Annotated in this window: 16 protein-coding genes and 1 pseudogene; 10 read left to right on the forward strand and 7 right to left on the reverse strand. The window is 69.6% G+C overall.

The window, feature by feature from the left end; all coding sequences use genetic code 11:
- Positions 1-45 precede the first annotated feature (45 nt).
- Entirely contained in the window at positions 46-729 is a 684-nt protein-coding gene (locus tag MFF26_RS03870) for a LuxR C-terminal-related transcriptional regulator (protein WP_238307506.1), read from the reverse strand.
- 168 nt (positions 730-897) lie between these two features.
- Here MFF26_RS03870 and MFF26_RS03875 point away from each other — a divergent pair, with 168 nt between their 5' ends.
- The 3 genes from MFF26_RS03875 (at position 898) to MFF26_RS03885 (ending at position 5610) form a co-directional block, all read left to right on the forward strand.
- Entirely contained in the window at positions 898-1203 is a 306-nt protein-coding gene (locus MFF26_RS03875; RefSeq protein WP_238307507.1) for a response regulator, read from the forward strand.
- Entirely contained in the window at positions 1172-1633 is a 462-nt protein-coding gene (locus MFF26_RS03880) for a CYTH domain-containing protein (RefSeq protein WP_238307508.1), read from the forward strand. Before MFF26_RS03875 ends, MFF26_RS03880 begins: the two co-directional genes overlap by 32 nt.
- An 83-nt stretch (positions 1634-1716) precedes the next feature.
- A complete protein-coding gene (locus tag MFF26_RS03885) occupies positions 1717-5610 on the forward strand; it encodes a CHASE domain-containing protein (protein WP_238307509.1) in 3894 nt (1297 codons plus the stop codon).
- 10 nt (positions 5611-5620) lie between these two features.
- Here the strand turns inward: MFF26_RS03885 and MFF26_RS03890 are convergent, their stop codons facing one another.
- Positions 5621-6055, reverse strand: a complete 435-nt coding sequence (locus MFF26_RS03890) for a response regulator (protein ID WP_238307510.1) — start codon at positions 6053-6055, stop codon at positions 5621-5623.
- Between the two features lie 154 nt (positions 6056-6209).
- On the opposite strand from MFF26_RS03890, the gene MFF26_RS03895 reads away from it, so the two are divergent.
- Positions 6210-7703, forward strand: a complete 1494-nt coding sequence (locus MFF26_RS03895) for a PAS domain-containing protein (RefSeq protein ID WP_373324348.1) — start codon at positions 6210-6212, stop codon at positions 7701-7703.
- Positions 7704-7777: 74 nt separating this feature from the next.
- Here the strand turns inward: MFF26_RS03895 and MFF26_RS03900 are convergent, their stop codons facing one another.
- Complete coding sequence (locus tag MFF26_RS03900) at positions 7778-8323, reverse strand: N-acetyltransferase (RefSeq protein WP_238307511.1); 546 nt, start codon at positions 8321-8323, stop codon at positions 7778-7780.
- Positions 8223-8705, reverse strand: a complete 483-nt coding sequence (locus MFF26_RS03905) for a DUF1330 domain-containing protein (protein ID WP_308447730.1) — start codon at positions 8703-8705, stop codon at positions 8223-8225. Before MFF26_RS03905 ends, MFF26_RS03900 begins: the two co-directional genes overlap by 101 nt.
- 738 nt (positions 8706-9443) lie before the next feature.
- Here MFF26_RS03905 and MFF26_RS03910 point away from each other — a divergent pair.
- A pseudogene (locus tag MFF26_RS03910) lies at positions 9444-9927 on the forward strand (YidB family protein).
- A 575-nt stretch (positions 9928-10502) separates the two neighbouring features.
- Here the strand turns inward: MFF26_RS03910 and MFF26_RS03915 are convergent.
- Positions 10503-12416 carry a potassium transporter Kup gene (locus MFF26_RS03915; protein ID WP_238307513.1) on the reverse strand — a complete coding sequence of 638 codons (1914 nt, stop codon included), beginning with the start codon at positions 12414-12416 and terminating at the stop codon, positions 10503-10505.
- 263 nt (positions 12417-12679) lie between these two features.
- On the opposite strand from MFF26_RS03915, the gene MFF26_RS03920 reads away from it, so the two are divergent.
- The gene (locus MFF26_RS03920; protein ID WP_238307514.1) at positions 12680-13234 is read left to right on the forward strand and encodes a DUF6894 family protein; all 555 of its coding nucleotides are present in this window, start codon (positions 12680-12682) and stop codon (positions 13232-13234) included.
- Here MFF26_RS03920 and MFF26_RS03925 read toward each other — a convergent pair.
- Complete coding sequence (locus MFF26_RS03925; protein ID WP_012452129.1) at positions 13189-13434, reverse strand: hypothetical protein; 246 nt, start codon at positions 13432-13434, stop codon at positions 13189-13191. The genes MFF26_RS03920 and MFF26_RS03925 overlap by 46 nt on opposite strands.
- 241 nt (positions 13435-13675) lie before the next feature.
- On the opposite strand from MFF26_RS03925, the gene MFF26_RS03930 reads away from it, so the two are divergent.
- Entirely contained in the window at positions 13676-15226 is a 1551-nt protein-coding gene (locus MFF26_RS03930) for a sensor domain-containing diguanylate cyclase (protein WP_238307515.1), read from the forward strand.
- A 204-nt stretch (positions 15227-15430) separates the two neighbouring features.
- On the opposite strand, the gene MFF26_RS03935 is transcribed toward MFF26_RS03930, so the two are convergent.
- On the reverse strand, positions 15431-15688 hold the full coding sequence (locus tag MFF26_RS03935; protein WP_238307516.1) for a DUF6894 family protein: 258 nt from the start codon (positions 15686-15688) through the stop codon (positions 15431-15433).
- A gap of 216 nt (positions 15689-15904) precedes the next feature.
- On the opposite strand from MFF26_RS03935, the gene MFF26_RS03940 reads away from it, so the two are divergent.
- The 3 genes from MFF26_RS03940 (at position 15905) to MFF26_RS03950 (ending at position 21764) form a co-directional block, all read left to right on the forward strand.
- Positions 15905-16696, forward strand: coding sequence for a Crp/Fnr family transcriptional regulator (locus MFF26_RS03940; RefSeq protein WP_238307517.1), 792 nt, complete (start codon positions 15905-15907; stop codon positions 16694-16696).
- A 51-nt stretch (positions 16697-16747) separates the two neighbouring features.
- A complete protein-coding gene (locus tag MFF26_RS03945; RefSeq protein WP_238307518.1) occupies positions 16748-19405 on the forward strand; it encodes a PAS domain-containing protein in 2658 nt (885 codons plus the stop codon).
- 136 nt (positions 19406-19541) lie between these two features.
- Positions 19542-21764: a CHASE3 domain-containing protein gene (locus MFF26_RS03950; protein WP_238307519.1), complete on the forward strand. Its 2223-nt coding sequence runs from the start codon at positions 19542-19544 to the stop codon at positions 21762-21764.
- Positions 21765-22172: the final 408 nt, after the last annotated feature.

Raw genomic sequence — 22172 nt, forward strand, 5'->3', positions numbered from 1 at the left:
CTCGGCCTGCCGGACTGCCCCGGCCACCCCGATAGACCGTGTGGCCTAGGGGGTGGCGCGGGGACGCGCCAGGTTGGCTCCACCCCAAGCCGCGGCCGCCGACCGGTTCGGGACGCCGAGCGCCTTCAGCAGGGCGGCGACGTGGATCTTCACCGTTCCCTCTCCTAGCGACAGCGACCGCGCGATCTCCTTGTTTGACTGCCCGGCGACGATCAGGTCGAGCACTTGGCGCTGGCGGGGCGTCAGGGCCGCGGTCGGGTCCCACGCCGCCTCGCGCCATGCCGCCGGGGTCGGCGGCGTCTCGGCCCCGCCGCCGGGCACCCGCGTGACGAAGGCCGGCACGTAGACGAAGCCGTCGAACACCAGTCTCAGCGCCCGGATCAGCGACTCGACGTCGGAGCCCTTGGGCACGAAGCCGTGCACGCCGGCCCTAAGGGCGAGGAAGACGTCCTCCCGCTCGGTCGAGCCGGACACGACGACGGTCAGCACCTCCGGGAAGCACTCCCGCACGGCGGATAGGCTGGCCGGGCTCTCCATGCCGGGCATGGCGAGGTCGAACAGGGCGAAGCGGACATCCGGCTTCTCGCCCAGCGCCTCCAGCGCCTCGTCGAGGGAGCCGACCTGCTGCACCTCGGAGATGCCGAGATGGTCCTTCAGGATGCTGGTGAGGGCGATGCGGAAGAAGGGGTCGTCGTCGGCGACGACGGCCTTGCCGTTGAGACGGGTCATGGGCGGCTGTCCCGGTTTCGGAGGCCTCGCGACGGCGACGATAGTCCAGGTGGACTATTCGGGCCTCGGATCATGCCCGTGAAGTCTACTGGTTGCGGGACCCCGACGCGGCGTAGCGTTTTCGTGTGGATCCGGCGCCTCGTCGCGCCATCGGACGGGGAGCGCCCCATGCACGAACCAGTCAGGAGGCCCGTGGTGGTGGTCGCCGAGGACGACCCCATCGCGATGCGGATCGTGGCCGCCGAGCTTGAGGCCGCGGGATACCAGGCGGTCACCTGCTCGGACGGCATCGCCGCTTTGGAATACGTGGCCTTCGGCGAGCGCCTCGACGCGCTGGTCACCGACGTCCACATGCCCGGCTCCGTTGACGGGCTGTTCCTCGCCAACGAGGTGCGGTCCCTGCGGCCGCGCCTTCCCGTGGTCTACCTGTCCGGGCGGGCCGTTGGAGACCGAGCGCAGGTTCCTCGTCCGTGACGAGGGCTGGCGGGCGCAGGTCGTCGAGACCCGGAGGTTGTCGGACGGCTTGATCGGCGCGTCCGGCGGCATGAAGGTCCGGGTGCGCAAGGACGGCACCCGCGCGTGGCTGACTGTGAAGGGACCCCGGACGGGCTTCAGCCGCATGGAGTTCGAGTGCGAGGTCTCCGTGCGCCAGGCGGACGCCCTCCTGTCGTCCGTCCTCCATGACGACCGGATCGACAAGGTCCGCCACAGCGTGCCCCACGGCGGCCTGACCTGGACCGTCGATGTCTACGCGGGCGACCTTGAGGGCTTCGTCGTCGCCGAGGTCGAGTTGGGAAGCGAGGACCAGGACGTGCCGCTGCCCGCGTGGGTCGGGCGGGAGGTCACCGGCGATCCGCGCTTCGGGCAGGGCGTGCTGCGCCGGATGGATTGGAAGGCCGTCTGAGGACCGGTCTCGCCGGACGGCGACAAGCGCGGGCCTACCGCGCGTCCGTAACGGCGAAGGCCCTGTGGGGGGGGATGCGGGACGTGGCGACGGACGGAACGTATAAGGGCGTGACAGGGACGGCCTTCGGATCCGGAGGCTCGACGTTCGGCGGTCGGTCGGGGTGCCCGGCGCCGTGCGTCGCGGCGCTCGCGGTCGTCGTCCTGGGGCTGGTCGCGGCGCTCGCGGCCGCCCAGTGGACGCAGGTCCGGAACGGTCGCACCGCCGCGGAACGCTTCCAAGTCGTGGCAACCCGCGTCGCGTCGCTCGTCGAGGGGCGCATGGCCCGATACGAACACGCGGTGCGCGGGGCCCGCGGCGCCGTGGCGGCGGCCGGCGAAGCGGGCATCACCCGTGATGGCTTCCACCGATACGCCTTGACCCGGGACATCGGACGCGAGTTCCCGGGCGCCCGCGGGTTCGGCTTCATCCGCCGTGTTCCGGCCGCGGACGAGGCGGCGTTCTCGGCGGCGGCGCGCCGCGACGGCGCCCCGGACTTCCGCATCCGCCAGCTCAAGCCGCACGACGGCGAGCGCTGGGTGATCCAGTATGTCGAGCCGATGGCGGCCAACCGGGAGGCCGTCGGCCTCGACGTCGCCTCCGAGGAGCATCGGCGCGGCGCGGCGCTCCAGGCGCTGGAAACGGGTGCCGCGACGCTGACCGCTCCGATTACCCTGGTGCAGGCGACCGGCTCGAAGGAGCGGGGATTCCTCCTGTTCCTTCCGGTGCTGCGCGCCGGCATGCGCGCGGACACGCCGGACGCGCGCCGCGTCGTTACGCTGGGCTGGACCTACGCGCCACTGATCATCGACGAGGTCCTGACCGGCCTCGACCTCGATGCGGGGGAACTCGATGTCGCTATCCGAGACGTCGCCCCCGACGCCGTCACGCGGTTCTACGCCGGCAGGGACGTGGCCGAACCGCCGGCCGGCGGCCTGATGTCGACCCGGCGACTGGCGGTCTTCGGCCGGACCTGGGACGTCGACGTCGCCGCGCGCCCGGCCTTCTTCGCCGGGCTGAGCCTTGTCCGCCCGGCGACCGTGGCCACCATCGTCGGCACGGGCACGCTGCTGCTCGCGGGCCTCGTCTACCTGCGCCTGGCCGGTCGGCGCCGCGAGGTGCTGGCGGCGGTCGAGAAGGGACGGCTGGCGGCCATCGTCGAGAACGCGGATGACGCCATCGTCGGCAAGTCCCCCGACGGCGTCGTCACCGACTGGAACCCGGGGGCGGAGCGGCTGTTCGGCCGTCCCGCCGCCGAGGCCATCGGCAGGAAGGCGGAGGACCTCATCGTCCCCGAGCACCTCCGGAAACAGGAGCGCGACGTCCTCCTGCGCATCCGCCGGGGCGAGGCCGTGCCGACCTTCACCACCCTCAGGATGCGCAAGGACGGCACGGTCTTCCCGGTGCAGGTGACCTCCTCCCCGATCCGTGCGCCCGACGGCACGGTGGCCGGCGTGGCGGCGGTCATGCGCGACGTTTCCGAGCAGGCGGCCGCGGAGGAGCGCATCCGCGAGGCCAACGCCTCGCTCGAACGGCAAGTCGCGGAACGGACTGCGGCGCTGCGAGCCGGGTCAGCCCTGCAACGGGCCATCTGCGCCAACGCCGGTTACGCCGTGATCGCCACCGACATGCAAGGCATCGTGTCCCTGTTCAACCCCGCCGCCGAGCGGATGCTGGGCTACGGCGCCGACGAACTGGTCGGCCGGGCGACGCCTGCCGTCTTCCATGATCCGTCCGAGGTCGAACGGCGTGCCGTGAGCCTGTCACGGGAACTCGGACGGGTCGTGCGGCCCGGCTTCGAGGCGGTCGTCGCCAAGGCGCGCTCGGGCCGGCCCGATCCGGGGGAGTGGACCTACGTCACCAAGGGCGGCGAGCGCCTGCCGGTCCTGCTCAACGTCAGCCTCCTGCGCGCCGACGACGGGCAGGAACTCGGCTTCCTCGGCATCGCCCTGGACCTGAGCGAGCGCTACCGCCACGAGGCGGAGATGAAGGCGGCCCAGGCCGGAACCTGGAACTACGAGGTCGCGACGGGCCGGGTCATGTTCTCGTCCGAGTGCGCCCGCCAGCACGGCCTGCCGGATCGCGAGACCGAGCTCGACGTCGAGGCCGAGTGGAAGCCGCTCGCCCACCCCGACGACGTGCCCCGCGTCCTTGCCGACCTCGCGGGCGCCGTCGAGACCGGCGGCGGATACACCACCGAGTTCCGATTGCCGCAGGCGGACGGGGGCATGCGCTGGATCACCGCCATCGGCCGGGTCGAGGCGGACGCCGAGGGGCGGACGGCCCGGGTGATCGGCCTGACGCTGGATACCACCGCCCGCAAGGTGGCCGAGATCGCGCTGTCCGAGGCCAAGGCGGTGGCCGAGGCGGCGCGGGCGGAGGCCGAGCGGGCGAACCGGGCCAAGACAGACTTCCTGGCCTCGATGAGCCACGAGATCCGCACGCCGCTCAACGCGGTCATCGGCTTCACCGACCTGATGCTCGCATCGGGGCGGCTCGACCCGGGCAACCGACGCCAGGCCGAGCTCGTCCGATCCTCGGGCAACGCGCTCCTGACAGTCGTCAACGACATCCTCGACTTCTCCAAGGTCGAGGCCGGCGCGGTCGAGCTGGTCGAGGCGCCGTTCCCGCTGCTGGCGATGATCGACAACTGCGTCTCCATCGTCAGGGGCCCCGCCGACGCCAAGGGGCTGGAGTTCCGGCTGCGGATGGACCCGGCCCTGCCTCGCTGGCTCAAGGGCGACGAGAACCGCCTGCGGCAGGTTCTGTTCAACCTGCTCAACAACGCGGTGAAGTTCACCTCGGCCGGCTCGGTTACGCTCGACGTCGCTCCGGACGAGGGCATCTCCGGCGGTGAGCGCCTTCGCTTCCGGGTCATCGACACCGGCATCGGCATCCCGAAGGACCGGCGGAACCGGCTGTTCCAGCGCTTCAGCCAAGTCGACGGCTCGATCCAGCGCGACTTCGGCGGCACCGGGCTCGGGCTGGCCATCTGCCGGCATCTCGTCGAGCTCATGGGCGGCGAGATCGGCGTCTCCTCGGTCGACGGGGGTGGCTCGACCTTCTGGTTCACCGTGCGCATGCCGCGGACCTCCGCGCCGGCCGAGGTGGTGAAACCGTTCCTCGCGGCCGCTCCCCGCCGGACGGGCCGTCTGTTGCTGGTCGACGATTCCCCCATCAACCAGGAACTCGCGCAGGCGGTGCTCATCGCGGCCGGCCACTTGGTCGAAACCGTGGGAGACGGGCAGGCAGCCATCGACGCGGTCCGGGAGCGGGCCTTCGACCTAGTGCTGATGGACGTTCAGATGCCCGGCATGGACGGGATGACGGCGACCCGCCACATCCGGGCGCTCCCGGGCCCCGTGTCGCAGCTTCCCGTGATCGCCATGACGGCGAACGTGCTGCCGGAGCAGGTCTCGGCCTTCCACGACGCCGGCATGGACGACCACGTCGGCAAGCCGTTCGACAGTGAGAGGCTTTACGCGACCATCGAGCGGTGGCTGCCGCAGGAGGCCACGTCCTCCGAGACGCCCCACCGGGCGCCGCCGCCCGTCGAGTTCGACGAGGACGCCTACGGCGAGGTGCGCCGCTTCCTGACGCCGACGCGGCTGCGCGAGGTGCTGACCCTGCTGGTCCGTGAGCTCGACACGAGCTTCGAGGGGGACCCGACCATGGCGGACGTCCGCACGCGGCTCCGGCAGCGCGCCCATTCGCTGTCGTCCGCCGCGGGCATGATCGGGTTCACGGAGCTCGCGACGGCCTGCCACGAGCTTGAGGCGTTCGAGGAGGACCGGGTGGCGTCCGAGGGCGTCCCGGCGTTCGCCGCTGCCCTGGGCAGGGTGCGCCACCTGGCGGACCGCTCGGCGAGAACGACCGAGTGCATGTTGGAAGAGACGGAGGCACCGGCCGGCCTCAAGCTGGTCCGCGGACGTGCCTGAGCCCCGGCCGTCAGGTAGCGCTTCCCGCCTGTTCCCGGGTGCGCAGCGGCTCCGGCTTGCGCCCGTCTGGCAGGATGGCCTGGAGGTGGTCGTGGACCATGTCAGCGGTGAAGGGCTTCCCGATGAAACGGGCGCCATCGGGCATCTCGCCCGGCTCCAGCCGCACGTGCCCGGATGCGACGACGATGGCGATGTGCGGCCATCGGCTGGCGGTCTCGCGGGCGACCGCGAAGCCGTTGCGCGTTCCCGGCATCTGCACGTCGGTGAAGAGCAGGACGATGACGGCATGCTCCCGGGCGAGGAGCGTCATGGCCTTGTCGCCGTCGCTCGCCTCGAAGGTCCGGAAGCCCGCATCCTGCAGGATATCCATGGCATCCATGCGGATCAGGCCGTCGTCGTCGACGACCAGGGCGTAGGGCTCGGAGGAGATGGACGGGTCGCTCATCCACCCATAAGTCCCGTTCAGGGTCGAAGGCTCCATCACTTCGGAACGTGCGGGTTGAGCCGCGGCGTGCGCAGGAAGCTTGACCCATGATACGGTCGTGCCGGAACGGCGGTGGGGAAGTACCACGGAGCGTCCGTGGCAGGGAGTTGGACCGGTGGCGGACGTGATGGAGCGCAGGCGTTTCGAGGCGGAGTTCGCCCGGACCGGCGCGAGCACGGACCCGTTCGTGTCCGCGGTGCGCGCGACGCGCATGCCGATGGTGATCACCGACCCGAACCTTCCCGACAACCCCATCGTCTTCGTCAACGACTCCTTCTGCCGGCTGACCGGTTACGCCCACGACGAGATCGTGGGCCGGAACTGTCGCTTCCTGCAGGGTACGGACACCGACGCGGCCGACGTCGCCAAGGTCGGTGCGGCCATCGCGAGGCGGGAGCCCATCGAGATCGACCTCCTGAACTACAAGAAGGACGGGGAGACGTTCTGGAACAGGCTACTGGTCTCGCCGGTGTTCGACGGGGAGGGCGCGCTGACGTACTTCTTCGCGTCGCAGTTCGACGTGACGCTGGAAAAGGAGAAGCTGGCGCGTGTCCAGGCGGACCGTGACGCGCTGGAGCGGGAGGTCGGGCGCCGCACGGCGGAACTCGCGCGGAGCGAGGAGCGCCTGCGCTTCATCCTTAAGGCGGGTCGCCTCGGCTCGTGGACGCTAGACCTGGCCGACATGCGCCTGACGGCTTCCGACACCTGCAAGATGAACCTGGGTCGGGAACCGCACGAGCCGCTCGCCTATGAGGACCTGATCGAGGCCATCCATCCGGACGACCGCGAGAGGATGCAGGCGAACGTCCGTGTGTCCATCGAGACGGGCTCCGACTACGACATCGAGTACCGCGTCCGCCTGCCGGACGGCGGGACGCGGTGGCTCCAGGTGCGGGGGCAGCCCTTCCACGACGACGGGGGGATTCCGGTCTCGATGGCCGGCGTGACCATCGACGTGACCGAACGCAAGCGCGCCGAGGAGCAAAGGGCTCTGCTGGCGGAAGAGCTCACCCACCGGGTCAAGAACTCCATGGCGACGGTGCAGTCGGTCGCGTTCCAGACCCTGCGCAACGCCTCCTCGCTGGAGGATGCGCAGGAGATCCTGGTCGCCCGGATCAAGTCCCTGTCGGCGGCCCACGACGTCCTGACCCGCGAGAGCTGGGCCGGGGCGACCCTGGGCGAGGTCGTCGCGGAGGCCCTGCACGTTTTCCGCGACGACGCGAGGCAGCGCTTCCTCGTCAACGGTCCTGAGGTCTGGCTGGACGCCCGCATGACGCTCGCGTTCACGATGGCGTTCCACGAACTGGCGACCAACGCCGTTAAGTACGGCGCCCTCTCCAACGAGGCGGGCCGCGTCGTGGTGGACTGGGAGGTCGTGGACGCCGCGGCCTTGCCCAAGCTGCAGCTACGCTGGGAGGAGGTCGGCGGCCCTCCCGTGGCCGCGCCGTCACGCACTGGGTTCGGGACGCGCCTGATCGAGCGGGCGCTCGCGACGGAGATGGGAGGTACCGCGCTAATCGAGTACCACCCGCGCGGGGTCTCCTTCACGCTGGAGGCACCCCTACCGGAGTGGGGGCTTCCTATCAGGACGGAGGATGCGGGCGCCTAGCGGGGTGCTCCGCGGGACCTACGCAGCGACATCCTGCGAAGGGCTCCCAAGGTAAGGCGGTCATTCCATCCTGGTCAAAGCCTCGGGTTGGACCTCTTCATGACCTTCTCGAACTGGAACGCATCGCCATCGCCAGGCAGGTCGTTTCCGCCCTCGGGCTGGTTCGGGTCAGGGTTGTGCCTGTTGAAGAACTCGATGATCCTGAAGCCGCATTTGTTGATATAGAAGTGGATGTTCCGCTTCTCGAAATACGGGGTGTGCGTCTGCCAGGCGACCGTTTCTGGAAACCGCCGCTCAATCGCGAGCCAGGCCTGGAGGCCCAGGCCGCGGCCATGTTCGCCAACCTTCAGGAAGAACAGGTCGAGCGAGTTTCGATGGGTTTCCTCGTTGATCGTCACGACCGCGCCGCCGACTTTCCGGCCGTCGCACAGTATGCGCAGGGTGACGGCCCCCGGGGCGTTGACCGCGCCATCGAGCACCTCGTCGGACGGGATAGGCCCACCGGGGAGTTCCCCGAACTCATCGACGACAGCCAATGCGAAGGCATCCTGCAGCTCCTTCTTGAAAGCCGCGATGTCGTCGGGGTACGTGTTTGCGAGGGTGATTGGTGCATTCTGCATGCCTGCCCCCTAGACCTTCATTCCGGAAGGAATATGGGCGACTGGTGTCCACGTGGTCGGGCCGAGCGGCTTCCACTCCTGGAAGCGGCTCCCACAGCCTCCACCAATATGGGTCGACACCCTCCATGATGACGATGTCCACGTCCGCGGCGCCCACCCGTAAATGCGACACCTCGGCGTAGCCTGGCGAGCACCGACAGGCGCGCGCCGTATCGTACTCATCGAAGGCAATCACCACGTTGCGCGCCTTCGCATCACCCTCGACCGCGTCCATGCGGCCACCGGCCGCGAGAAACCGCCCACCGAAACGCTCGACCACCTCGGGGAGCGCGTGCGCATACGCGCCGTAGCGCTCCGGGTCCGTCACGGCGATGCGCGCGATCCAGTCTGGCCCTTGATGCCGGCTTAGTGGCCAGGGTCAGCGTCGATTGGCTTCACTACGAGTGGCGCGAGCGGAAAGGCGACCGGGTCTGGCGGCAGCCGAACGAGGCTCTTTTCCGTGCCGTTTCCCGTGCCCTAGCGAAAAAAAGCTGAGACCCGCCCAGGGGATCGATGGTTTGGAAGGACCGTTATGAGGGGTTTGATCAATCCATCGAGCTCGCTGCCCAGAATGCCGTTTGCATCCGGCATGTCCGCTTCCGCTGGCGAAGCGGACATCGAAAAGACTGCGGCTCAATGTCCGCAAGGGGTCATGAGCCGCCTTGGCAGCCAACAAGGCTCCAGCGCAAACTTCGAAACTATTGAGCGCCCGAAAAGGGCAATTTTCATGCATTCGCTCTCATCAGCCACCGGTGCAGCGTGAGCCACTGATTCATGGCGGCTTTGCCCTATGCTCTCGGGGAGCCGCATTGCGCCATAAGCGGCCCTTCCAACAGAGTCGCTGGAATGGCTGCTTAGCCTTCGAAACCTGCCATTGGCATGGAATAGCAGGTCGCGGCGACCACAACGTCCTCATTTGGGAGAACGGACGGTTCGGTCCGCGCGAACGCTCCCGGTTTCGGTGCGGCATCCGTCCAGCAAACAGATGGCGGACTGCATCGGCTTGGTGGCCTTGCGCGTTGCAGGTGCCTATCCCACGGCGACCGGCCCCGATCAGGCCGCCGTCAGCCGGAGACGAAACATGAGCGATGGCTACCCCTCGATGACGGCCCTCCTGGGCCTGCTTGCTGTCGCCGGCTATCAGAACCGGGACAAGCTCGCGGAGCTGCTGGGCGGAGCCGGCCAGGCTACGCCGGCACCGGCTGGCACCGGCTGGCACCGGCGTGGCACCTGGCGGCCCGGGCGCGGGGCTTGGCGGCATCCACGGCGGTCTGCTCGGCAACCAGCGGGGCCAAGCCCCCGGCGGCTTCCTGCACAGCGGCCTCGGCGAGATGCTTGAGCGCTTCCACCAGGCTGGCCACGGGCCGACCGCGCAATCCTGGGTCGCCCAGGGGCCGAACCAGGAGCTTCCGCCGCAGCACCTTGAGCAGGCCATCGGGCCGGACGTCCTCGCGACCCTGACCCAGCGCACCGGCCTGTCCCGCGAGGAGCTCCTGTCACGGCTGTCCCGGGAGCTTCCCCAGGCCGTCGACCGCTACACGCCGGACGGCCGGATGCCGGCCTAGCCGAGCGCCTGTCGGTCAGGCACGCCCGATCCAGCCGCGCCACGTGAGGGCGGCGAAGAAGAGTTCGACGTCCCGGAAGACGCCTGCAGCACGACGGCGTCCGCCTCGGGAGCGAGTAGGTGCAGGTGAGTCTCCACGGCGACCCGCGCCTTCGCCGCCTGGTCGCGGTCGGCGCCAGAGGCGACCGCGAATGCCTCGTACCGCGCGAGCCACGGCGAACGGCTGCCCTCCTGCGGGAACCTCGCATGAGCCGCCACGAACCGTTCGCCCGGCTTCAAGCGCCGGCGGATGGGGCGGACGGTGTCCTCGCAGTCCGCTGAGTCGAGGAAGTACAGGGTGAGGGGACGGGCGCCACATCAAAGGGGCCGACGGGCGCATCGTCGATGTAACCCTGGAAGAGGGTGACATCCTGTACTGGCGCTTCCGCAGGAATGGCTGGCTCTAACACGGCCCGTGGGCGCGCTGAACCGCTCACAAGTGACCTGCCGCAAAGCCGCTCGGGCATGCGGCTCAACGTGAGGCCCAGCGGTCGTGCACGAGCCGTGCGACCAAGCCGCGAAGAGCCGCGCACGCCGTCAGATGTCGATCCGCGCTCCGATCTCGACGGCCCGGTCCACCGGGATGCGGAAGTAGCGTGAGGCATCGGTCGCCGCGCGCGCCATGGCGATGTAGAGGCGGTCCTGCCAGACCGGCATGCCCGTCTCCGGCGAGGGCACCAGGACCCGCCGCGTCAGGAAGTAGGAGAGGTTGCCTGCGTCGAAGCCGGCGCCGGCCAGGGCGCGGGGCAGGTCGGGCAGTTCCATGAAGCCGAAGCGCACGGTCACGCAGGTGAAGACATCCGAGAGCGGCTTCACCGCGACGCGCTCACCCTCAGGCACCCGTGGCATGTCGTCGGTGACCACGTGCAGGATGACGTTGCGGGCATGCAGCACGTGGTTGTGCTTCACGTTGTGCATCAGGGCCCCGGGCGTGTCCCCCGGCGAGCCGGTCAGGAACAGGGCCGTGCCCGGCGCCCGCAGCAGCGAACCGGCCTCGGCCATCCGCTCGAAGTCGGACAAGGGCACTCGCCGCCGGTGGATCTCCGCGGCGACGAGGGCCGAGCCGCGCCGCCACGTCCACATCGCCGTGACAAGGGCCGCCCCGATGGTCAGGGGCACCCAGCCGCCGTGGAGCAGCTTCAGCGCGTTGGCGGACAGGAACACCAGCTCGATCAGCAGGAACGGAGCGATGACCGCGACCGCCAGCACGGGCGACCAGCGCCAAGCCTTCCAGGCCACGACGAAGAGCAGAACCGCCGTGATGACCATGTCGCCGGTCACGGCGATTCCGTAGGCCGCCGCCAGTGCGCTTGACGACTTGAACAGCACCACCAGAAACACGACCGCCACGAGCAACCACCAGTTCACTCGCGGGATGTAGATCTGTCCCTTCTCCGTCTCGGAGGTGCGCTGGACCCGCATGCGCGGCAGCAGGCCGAGCTGCATGGCCTGCTGCGTGATCGAGAAGGTGCCGGTGATGACGGCCTGGCTCGCGATGACGGTCGCCACGGTGGCTAGCAGCACCATCGGTAGCAGGGCCCAGGACGGGTAGAGTAGGAAGAAAGGGTTCTCGATGCGCTCGGGGTGGGCGAGCAGCATAGCGCCCTGGCCGAGATAGTTCAGAGCGAGCGCCGGCAGGATGAGGCCGAACCAGGCCGCCCGGATCGGCGAGCGGCCGAAATGGCCCATGTCGGCGTAGAGCGCCTCGGCCCCGGTCACGGCGAGGAACACGGCGCCGAGCGCCAGCAGGCCGGCCGTGCCATGGTTGAGCAGGAAGCTCATTCCGTATGCCGGGTTGAAGGCCGCCAGGATACTTATGTCGTCGGCGAGATGGCCCAGGCCGCCGAGTGCCATGACGACGAACCAGAACGCCGTGATCGGCCCGAAGAACGTCGCCACCCGCGCCGTGCCATGGCTCTGGACCGCGAACAGGCCGATGAGGATGGCAAGGCTGAGCGGCAGCACGTACGGCTCGAAGGCCGGGGTGACGAGCTTGAGACCCTCGACGGCGGACAGCACCGAGATGGCCGGGGTGATGATGGCATCACCGTAGAACAGGGCGACGCCGACCATGCCGAGCACGATGACCGGCCCGCCGGCATGGCCCAGCGCCCGCTGGGCGAGCGCCACCAGGGACGGGGTGCCGCCCTCGCCCTTGTTGTCTGCCCGCATGACCAGGAGAACGTACTTCAGCGTCACGATGAGGATGAGCGCCCATAGGATCAGCGAGACGACGCCGAAGATCATGTCGCGCGTCGGGGCGTGCCCTCCGCCCGCGGCGGCGTGCAGGGATTCCTTTAGCGCGTAGAGCGGGCTGGTCCCGATGTCGCCGTAGACCATACCCACGGAGCCGAGGGTCAGCGCCCAGAAGCCGGTCTTCGCGCCATGGCCCGCATCGGCCGGCAGGGGCGTCCGCTCCGTCGGGAACTCGGTCGTGGCAGGTGCTGGCATCTACGGCTTCCTCCGCCCGCGAATTGAGGCCCCTAGGCCTCAGGGCCTAGAACGGGCGAGACGTGGGGAACGTTCGCGCCAGCCGGGACGAACAAGGCGCCCCCGGACGCGTCGAGGTACGGTTCGGGGACCCCGCGCCGGCAGGCAAGGCCTGCCGGCGCCCAGGTGGCCTCCCCATCCGCGAGCGTCTGGTCCCGCTGCGGTGGGACCCGACGCTCGCGGATGGGGTTTGCCTTCCGGGGAGCCGCAAAGGCGAGTGCCCCATGCCGGTCTTCTTCTTCGACGTGTGCGCCCGCGGGCGCCTGGAAGCCGACGAGGCCGGGCTCGAACTCGCGAACGCCGAGGCTGCCTACCTTGAGGCGTGCGCCGCCATCCCGGGGCTGACGGCCGAGCTCCTGCGCGCCGGGGACGAGCCGCGCGGGTGCGCTTTCGTCGTGGCCAACGAGGCGCGACGGATCCTGTTCGGGGTCCCGTTCCACGAGAGCCAAGGCGGACCCAGCCCTAAGGTCCCACCACTCCCGACGGCTTGGTCCACCCTCACCCCGACTTGTGTGCCGAGCCGGTTGGAGACCTCCACGACGACGGGCGCGCCGCAGGCGGCCATGAGGTCGCGCAGCATGCCGACGCTCTCCTCGGCCTCGGCCAACGACGTCAAGCCCGCGTGGCGGAAGACCTTGCCGGAGGCGAGCACCGCGATGACCGCGAACCGGCCGTCAGGCATGCCGACGATGCGGCATTCGACCGGCTTGGCCATGACGCGCGGCTCCTCGGCTCAGGTCGTCAGGCGGCGGGTGTTGGCGGCGACCAACTCCCGGTAACGGGCGACGACCTCGTCGTGCGATCCGCCCGCCAGCAACGTGTTGGCGGCCTCCATCGCGGCCACGACCTTCTCGCCGACCATCGAGACCATCTCGGCCTGGGCCTCCGCCCCGCCCCAGGCGATCCGGACCAGCCGCAGCTCGATGACCCGCTGCGCCTCGACGGCGAGCAGGAACGCGGCACAGAAGGGGTTCAACATAAGGGCTCCGGTATGGTCGGCGGATCCTGTAACGCACCAAGCGCGGGTGCGGTGCCGTCGGACGGCTACGCAGGGCCCTCGGGAATGCCGCGGTCCGCTCGGAAGGATCCTCCGCATCGCAGGTACCCTTCGTTAGCCACGACGGAGTTAAAGGGCCAGGAACGGATTCGACGGAAAGCACCCGTCAGCGTCTCGCGTCTTATCAACCAAGCAACGACGACGAAGCTCGGGAGAGCCGCTGATGGTCCTGCCTTCACGCCTCGCGCGCCTGCTCCGCTCCACCCATACCTGGATCGGGTTGGGCGTGCTCGCGCCGCTCGGCATGCTAATGGTGTCGGGACTGATGCTGCTCGACCTGCGCCAGGACGCCTGGGACAAGGCCGAGCAGACATCGAGGAACTTGCTCCAGGTCATCGAGCGCGACATCGCCCGGAACGTCGAGGTCATCGACCTCACTCTCCGGGCCATGCAGGACAACATGCGGATGCCGGGTCTCGCCAAGCTCGACCCGGACATGCGCCAGCTCGTGCTGTTCGACCGGGCCACGGGCGCGCGCGACCTGGGGGTCATGTTCGTCCTTGACGAGAACGGCGACGTCGTCGAGGACGCGGCGGCCTCGCCACCGCGCAAGGGCAACTACGCCGACCGCGACTACTTCCAGGCGCACAAGGCCAACGGGCATCTCGGCCTGTACGTCGGCCGCCCCATCGTCTCGCGCCTGACCGGCGAGCGCATGGTCAACTTCAGCCGGCGCATCGACAAGCCCGACGGCTCATTCGGCGGGTTGGTCCTGGGCAGCCTAAAACTCACCTACTTCGCCCGCCTCTTCGACCAGATCGGCCTTGGGCAAGAGGGCGCGATCAACCTCTACCTGCGCGACGGCACGCGCATCACCCGCCACCCCTACCTTGAGGCCGACGTCGGCGTGAACATCGCCGGGTCCCGGACCTTCGACCGATTCGCGCGGGAGGGCGCCGGGAAGTTCGTCGAGACCTCCGTCCGCGACGGCGTCCGGCGCCTCTACACGTTCAGCCAGGTTGGCGACCTCCCCCTGATCCTGAACGTGGCGCTCGCCGTCGACGAGGTCGAGGCCGGGTGGCGGGCGAAGGCCGTCGTGATCGGGACCGTCGTGCTCGTTCTGTGCGGCCTCACCGTCGTGCTGTCCCTCCTGTTCGGACGCGAGCTCCGCCACCGTGCCGCCATGCAGGCCGAACTTGCCCGGTTGTCGCTCACCGACGCGCTGACGGGACTGCCGAACCGGCGCCGCTTCGAGGAGGCGTTCGAGGCGGCCTGGGACCGCGCGCGACGCACCGGCAAGCCGCTCTCGCTGCTCGTCGTCGATGCGGACCACTTCAAGCGCTACAACGACCGCTACGGCCACGCGGTGGGCGACGAGGTACTGAAGGGGCTCGCCCAATGCCTTTCCGCCGGCGTGCACCGGCCGGACGACCTCGTTGCGCGCGTCGGCGGGGAGGAGTTCGCGATCCTGTTGCCCGACACCGACCAGGACGGCGCCATGCGCATCGCCAGCAAGGTGCACGAGGAGGTCGCGACGGTCTCGGTGCCCTCGGCAGGCATCGCGGCGGGCGCTGTGACGGTGAGCATCGGCCTCACGACAGGCCATGGCTCAGCGAGCGAGCGGGCGGAAGCGCTGTACCGGGCGGCCGACGCGGCGTTGTACGAGGCGAAGGCGGCGGGCCGCAACCAAACCCGCTGTGCCCCCGGCAGCGAGAAAGGCAACCTGAGGGCTCCAGTGCTTCGTCTCGTCGGGGCCCATCGCGGGCAGGCCTGAGGCAAACGCCGACGATGTCCTCGAAAGCGCGTGGCAGTTCCCCGAGTGGAGGTCCCGAACGGTCCAGATGGTCCCGCAGGCAAAGGGCGGCCAGCGTGATGGGCTTACTGCCCTAGGTCTTGTGGTCTGCGTACCCGTCGCTCGGCCTTAGGGGTGACCTACGGCGTGTCCGCGAAGCGGGACCGGCCGTGCGTGGCTCCCGCCTTATCGGTCCCGGGTCTGGCCCTTGGGATCGCACTCGGCGGCAAGGTTTAGCCGAATGGTGCAGAGCTGCGCGCCCGCCTCGTCACGGACGTAGGCCACGAACCCTCGCTTGCCGTCCGGGGGCGGCGCCTCCCGGCCGATGTCCGGCAACGCCGCAATCGCTGCGTCGCGCGCGGCCTGCAGGCTCTCGTAGTCCTGGCCTTCATCGTCCCGCAGCCACAGTTCACCGTCCTGGAAATCGAGGAAGTAGCGGGGCATCGCGTCGCGGGGCTTGAGAGACCGGTCAATACGAACCTAGAAACCCTTCAGCCGCCGATGGTTGCATGTGTTAACGCGCGCATCCGACGGCCCGCGCCAAGCCGATGAGAAATGCCGGTTTTCCGCCCTTTTGTGCACTTGTGAACTGACAGCGAATCGAGCGTCGCTGTAAGGATAGGTCCAGGCCAACCCGGTACGACGCTCCGCCGCTGATCCATGCCCTCAGACGTCAACGACCTGCTCAGCGGCAACCTCCTCCTCGGCGCCTTGCGCTTGCCCGACCAGGCGCTGCTTCGGCCGCACCTGGAACTGAGGGAGTACCGACGCGGCGAGGCGCTGTTCGACGCAGGCGATGACGTCGGCCACATCACCTTCCCGCTCGGTCAGTGCGTGGCCGCCCTCCTCATCGGGCTCAGCGACGGACGCGCCGTCGAGACGGCCACGGTCGGGCGCGAGGGGGCGGTCGGCGGCGTCGTCAGCCAGGGCTCCCTGCCGGCCTTTAGCCGGGCCGTCGTCCAGATTCCCGGCTCGGTGCTGCGCATCGAGGCGCCGGTGCTGCAGCAGATCAAGCAGACGTCCCCGGGCCTGCGTAACCTGATCACCCGCTACTCCGACTGCCTGCTTGCCCAGGTGCTCCAGTCGGTGGCCTGCAACGCCAGCCACACCATCGAGGCGCGCTGCGCTCGGTGGTTGCTGGGTTTGCAGGACCGTCTCGGCAGCGACGTCCTGCCGGTCACCCACGAGGTGCTGGCCGAACTCCTGGGCGTGCAACGCTCCTACCTGACGCGGACGCTGCGGACCCTGCAGCAGCAAGGGCTGATCCAGGCCCGGCGCGGGCGCATCATCATCCTGAGCCGCCCAGCGGTCGAGGAGACCGCCTGCGAGTGCCACGGCGGGGTCAAGCGCCACTTCGAGACCGTGCTGGGTGCCGTCTACAACGCCTCCGGTACGCTGGTGTCCCTGAGACCCGCGCCAGTGGGTGAGAAGCCGATGTGCCAGGCCGTCTGAGAGGGCGCCGCGCGGATGGAACAGAATACGGTCCCCGGACGTGACCACGCCATGGGGCAGCCCAGCCAAACGACGAACGAGTTCGCGCGCCTGCAGGCGCTCGCCGGCTACGACATCCTCGACACGCCTCGCGAACGGGAGTTCGACGACGTCGCCGACCTGGCGGCCGAGATCTGCGGCACGGCCATCGCGGTGGTGAACTTCATCGGCGACGGGCGGCAGTTCTTCAAGGCCGAGGTGGGACTCGGGGTGCGCGAGACACCGCTTGAGACCTCGTTCTGCCGGCAAGCCATCCTGCAGAGCGATTTCCTCTACGTGCCGGACGCAGCCCGGGACCCGCGCTTCGCCTGCAACCCCCTGGTGACAGGCGAGCCCGGCCTGCGCTTCTACGCCGGCGCCCTGCTCAAGACTGAAGACGGGCATCCGGTCGGTACGGTCTGCGTGCTCGACACCCGGCCGCGCGAACTTACGGAGCGGCAGCAGGCCGGCCTGCGGCGCCTTGCCCGCCAGACCATGGCACTGTTGGAGGCGCGCCGGAACGCCCGCGCCCAGCAGATCCAGAAGGAGCTGCAGGAGCGTATCCTCGACAGCGCGACGGACTACGTCATCATCGCCATGAACCGGAGCGGGCGGGTCACCCGCTGGAGCGCCGGCGCCGAGCGCGTCCTCGGCTGGCGCGAGGAGGAGATGCTGGGCGACCCGGCTCACGTGTTCTTCACCCCCGAGGACCGCGAGGCGGGTCAACCCGAGATCGAGATGGAGCTGGCGCTGAAGGAGGGCTTCGCGCCCGACGAGCGTTGGCACCTGCGCAAGGGCGGCGAGCGGTTCTGGGCCAACGGAGAGCTCATGCCGCTGAAGGGCGCGGACGGCACGGTCCAGGGTTTCGTCAAGATCCTGCGTGACCGCACAAGGCAGCGCGCGGAAGCGGCGGAGCGCAGCGCGAGCGAGCTGCGCTTCCGCTCGCTCGTCGAGGTCAGCCCACAGGTGGTCTGGTTCGGCAACGCCGCCGGCGACATCACCTACTGCAACCCGACCTGGTACGCGTACACCGGCCTCACCCCGGGCGACACCGGCGGCGACGGCTGGGCTGGCGTGATCCATCCGGAGCACCGTGAGCAGGTGCTCGGCGTGTGGAAGCAGGCGGTCGCCACGCAGGGACCCTACGAGGTCGAGATCCCGTTTCGCCGAGCCTCCGACGGTGCGTACCGCTGGTTCCTCGCGCGCGGCAAACCCGTTCGCGGCGAGGGCGGTCGGGTCGAGAGCTGGATCGGCATCGCCATCGACATCCATGACCGCCGGCAGGCCGAGGACGACCTGCGGCAGGCACGCGAGCAGCTGCGGCTCGCCGTCGATGCGACCGGCACCGGCGTGTTCGACTACGACTTGGTCGCGGACGAGTTGAAGTGGGACGCCCGCATCCTCTCCTTCTATGGCTTGCCGCCGGACGCCCCGGTCGACCTGAACGTGCACTTGGCCCGCGTGCACCCGGACGACTTGGCAAGGGCGGACGAGGCGGTGCGCGCCGCAGTCGACCCGGACGGCGACGGCGTCTACGACGTCACGTACCGCACGGTAGCCCCGGAGGACGGGACCGAGCGCTGGGTGTCCGCGAAGGGCCAGACCCTGTTCGACGACGGTCGGCCGGTGCACCTCATCGGCTTCGCGCGCGACGTTACCGAGGGCCGGCGGGCCGAGCAGGTCCTGCGCGAGACCGAGGAGCGCTACCGGCTTGTCTCGCGCGCGACCAACGATGCGATCTGGGACTGGAACCTCGCCGCCAACCACTTGCTCTGGAACGAGGCGCTCCAGACCGCCCACTGCCACCGGCCCGAGGACGTGGAACCCACCGGCGACTGGTGGATCGGCCATATCCATCCCGAGGACCGCGCCCGCATCCACGCCACCATCCATGCCGTCATCGACGGCACCGGCACGGTCTGGACCGACGAGTACCGCTTCCTGCGTGCCGACGGCTCCTACGCCGACATCCTGGACCGCGGCTACGTCATCCGGGGCGAAGGCGGTCGGGCGGTGCGCATGATCGGCGCCATGTTCGACATCACCGAGCGGAAGCGGGCCGAGGAGCGCCAGCGCCTTCTCGCCGGCGAGCTGCAGCACCGGGTCAAGAACACGCTCGCTCTGGTGCAGGCCATCGCAAGCCAGACCCTGCGAGGAGCCAACGACGTCAACGAGATGCGGGAAGCGTTCGCTGCGCGCCTGATATCCCTCGGGCGCGCTCACGACATCCTGACACAGGCGAACTGGACCGAGGCGCCCATCGGCGAGGTGGCCGAGGGCGCGCTCTCGGTGCACCGCCAGGCCGAAGCCTCGCGCATCCGCATCAGCGGGCCCAACGTGCTCCTCTCCGCCAAGGCCGCGCTCTCGCTGGCGCTGGCGCTGCACGAGCTCGCGACCAACGCCGCCAAGTACGGAGCCCTCTCGAACGAGGGCGGCATGGTCGACCTGCGCTGGCTCGTGGTGCACGCGGGCGACGGGCCCCGCTTCTGCCTGACGTGGTCCGAGCAGGGCGGCCCACCCATCCTGAGCCCGCCGGTTCGCCGCGGCTTCGGTTCGCGCCTGATCGAGCGCAGCTTTGCGGCCGAGATCGGCGGCGAGGTCCGTTTGACCTACGCGCCGACCGGTATCGTCTGCCGCCTTGAGGCGCCGCTCGCCTCCATGCAGGAGCGGCGGGACGAGGCCGTGGCATGATGGTCCGGAGCTGGGGGCAGCCTCAACGATCCCGCAATCGCATGCCATGCCGCGTCCGGCGGGACGCGAGCGCGCAAGGGACCTTCGTTCCCGGCGACCGAGCCACGAGACACCTTCACTTGCTGCGCTGGATACGATGACACGCTACCTCGTCGCGCGCGCCAACCTGCTGGTCTTCGGTGTGCTCGTTGTCATCCTCGCCCTGGTCGGCGTGCTGACCTGGGAGCGCCTGAACGAGTCGCGCGTCGCCCGCGAGTGGTCCCAGCACAGTTACCGCGTGCTCGGAACCACCAAGGACCTCGCCATCGCCCTGCGCGACGCCGAGCGCGGCCAGCGCGGCTACCTTCTCACCGGCCGGGACGAGTACCTCGGACCCTACAACGCCGCGCGCGACCGCATCAGCCTGCTCCAGGGCGAACTCCAGAAGCTGACCGCCGACAACGGCGCCCAGCAGGAGCGCCTGCGTGCGCTGGCGCCGCTCCTGCAGCACAAGTTGGAGGAGCTCGCCCAGACCGTGCAGGCCCGTCGGGATTCCGGGCTGGAGACGGCCCTGCGCATCGTCAACACCGACACCGGCCGCAACGACATGCGCGAGGCGGAGAACGTGCTCGCCGCCATGCTCGGCGACGAGCAGCGGCTGCTCGACGTGCGCCTCGCCCAGAACGACGCCCGCGCCCGGTGGGTGCGCTGGCTCGTCATCGGCGGTTCGGCGCTCGCGGTCCTGACCCTGCTCTGGGCTGCGCGGCTCCTGAACCAGGCATGGTCGCGCTCCTTCAGGACCGAGGCCGAGCAACGCGACCTGGCGCTCCGCCTGCGCACCACGCTGGACAGCCTCAGCCAGGGCGTCGCCGTGTTCGGCCCGGACCGCAAGCTCGCGAGCTGGAACGCGTGCTTCCAGGTGCTGCTCGACCTGCCGAAGGCGATGCTCCGGCCAAGCACGACCTACGCCGCCTTCGTCGAGCACTCGGCTGAGCCGGGCCGCCCAGCGCTTGAGACCGAGGACCAGATCCGGCACGGCATCCGGAACCCGCGTGAGGCCGTCACCTACGAGCGCGAACGCGCGGACGGCCACCACCTTGAGATCCGCCGTACGCCGATGCCGGACGGCGGATTCGTGCTGACCATCTCAGACATGACCAAGCGCGCCCAGGCCGAGGGCGTGCTGCGCGAGGCCCAAAAGATGCAGGCCATCGGGCAGCTCACCGGAGGCATCGCGCACGACTTCAACAACCTGCTGCAGGTCATCCTCGGGAACCTGGAGTTCGTACGAGCCAAGCTCGAAGGCGACGCCAAGCTGCAGCAGCGGATCGAGCGAGCGGCCTGGGCGGCCCAGCGTGGGGCGACGCTGACCGCGCAGCTTCTTGCCTTCGCCCGCAAGCAACCGCTGGCACCCGCCGCCATCGACCTGGCCGCGACCATGCCGGACCTGGTGCCGCTCCTGCGCCGCACCCTGGGCGAGCACATCGAGGTGCGCTACGTCGAGACCGCCGGCCTATGGCCGGCCATGGCCGACCCCGCGCAGCTGGAGAGCGCCGTCCTGAACCTGGCGCTCAACGCGCGCGACGCGATGCCGGGCGGCGGCCGTCTCACCATCGAGCTCGGTAACAAGGTGCTCGACGAGGAGTACGCGCGGCACCATGCGGAGGTTGTGCCCGGCGACTACGCCATGGTGGCGGTGTCCGACACCGGCCACGGCATGACGACGGATGTGGTCGCGCGCGTGTTCGAGCCGTTCTTCACGACCAAGCCCGACGGCAAGGGCACGGGGCTCGGCCTCGCGATGGTGTTCGGCTTCGTCAAGCAGTCGGGCGGCCACGTGAAGATCTACTCGGAGCCCGGCGAGGGCACCACGGTGAAGCTCTACCTGCCGCGCGCGGTCGGGGCGGCCACACCGTCGCAACGGACGGGCGCGCCCATCGACCTGCCGCGCGGCACGGGTACGGTGCTGGTGGTGGAGGACGAGGCGGCGGTGCGCGAGATCGCCTGTGCCATCCTCGCCGACCTCGGCTACCGGGTACTGGAGGCGGCCGACGGCGAGGAGGCGCTGCAGGTGTTCGGCCAGAACACGACCGCCATCGACCTGCTGCTCACCGACGTGGTGCTGCCGGGCAAGGTGCGTGGCCGAGAGCTCTCGGAGCGCGTGAGGGCGGTCCGGCCGGAGGTACGGGTGCTCTTCATGTCCGGGTACACCGAGAACTCCATCGTGCACCACGGCCGGCTCGACGACGGGGTGCAGCTCATCGGCAAGCCCTTCAAGCGCGAGCAGCTCGCCCGCAAGGTCGCCGAGGTGCTCGGCGCTCCCGCCGAGACGAAGGGGCCCGGCAAGGTTGTGGAGCTCAGGCCGAGGCGCGACGCCTAACGGCGGTGTCGACGAGGGGCGTTGGCGCCCGGGCCGCAACCACCTAGCCCGGCTGACCCGCCTTCCCCTCGGCCTTGGTGAGATGTGCCTCGTGCTGCTGCTGAAGAACCTCGAAGGTGTCGCGGATTAGATGCCGAATGGCGCTGGGTACGTCGCGCGAGCGTTGGCCATGACCTGGTCGAGAAGGTCTGCCGCCTCCTGGCTAACGGGCTCGGGCAACGACCGCTTTCGGGCTTCCTCCGGCGGGACTGACGCGTCCGCTTCATCGGACGTTGCGGCGCGATCCCCGGACATCCTTGGCCGGGTAGGCCGTGCATCTTGTTCGGGCATCGTCGACGCACCTCCTCTATTGCCGACAGCATGGCGTCCCTGAACCGTCAGGCCATTTCGAGTTCGGTTTCCTCTGTC

Source organism: Methylorubrum suomiense, assembly GCF_022179765.1.
Taxonomy (GTDB): Bacteria; Pseudomonadota; Alphaproteobacteria; order Rhizobiales; family Beijerinckiaceae; genus Methylobacterium; species Methylobacterium suomiense.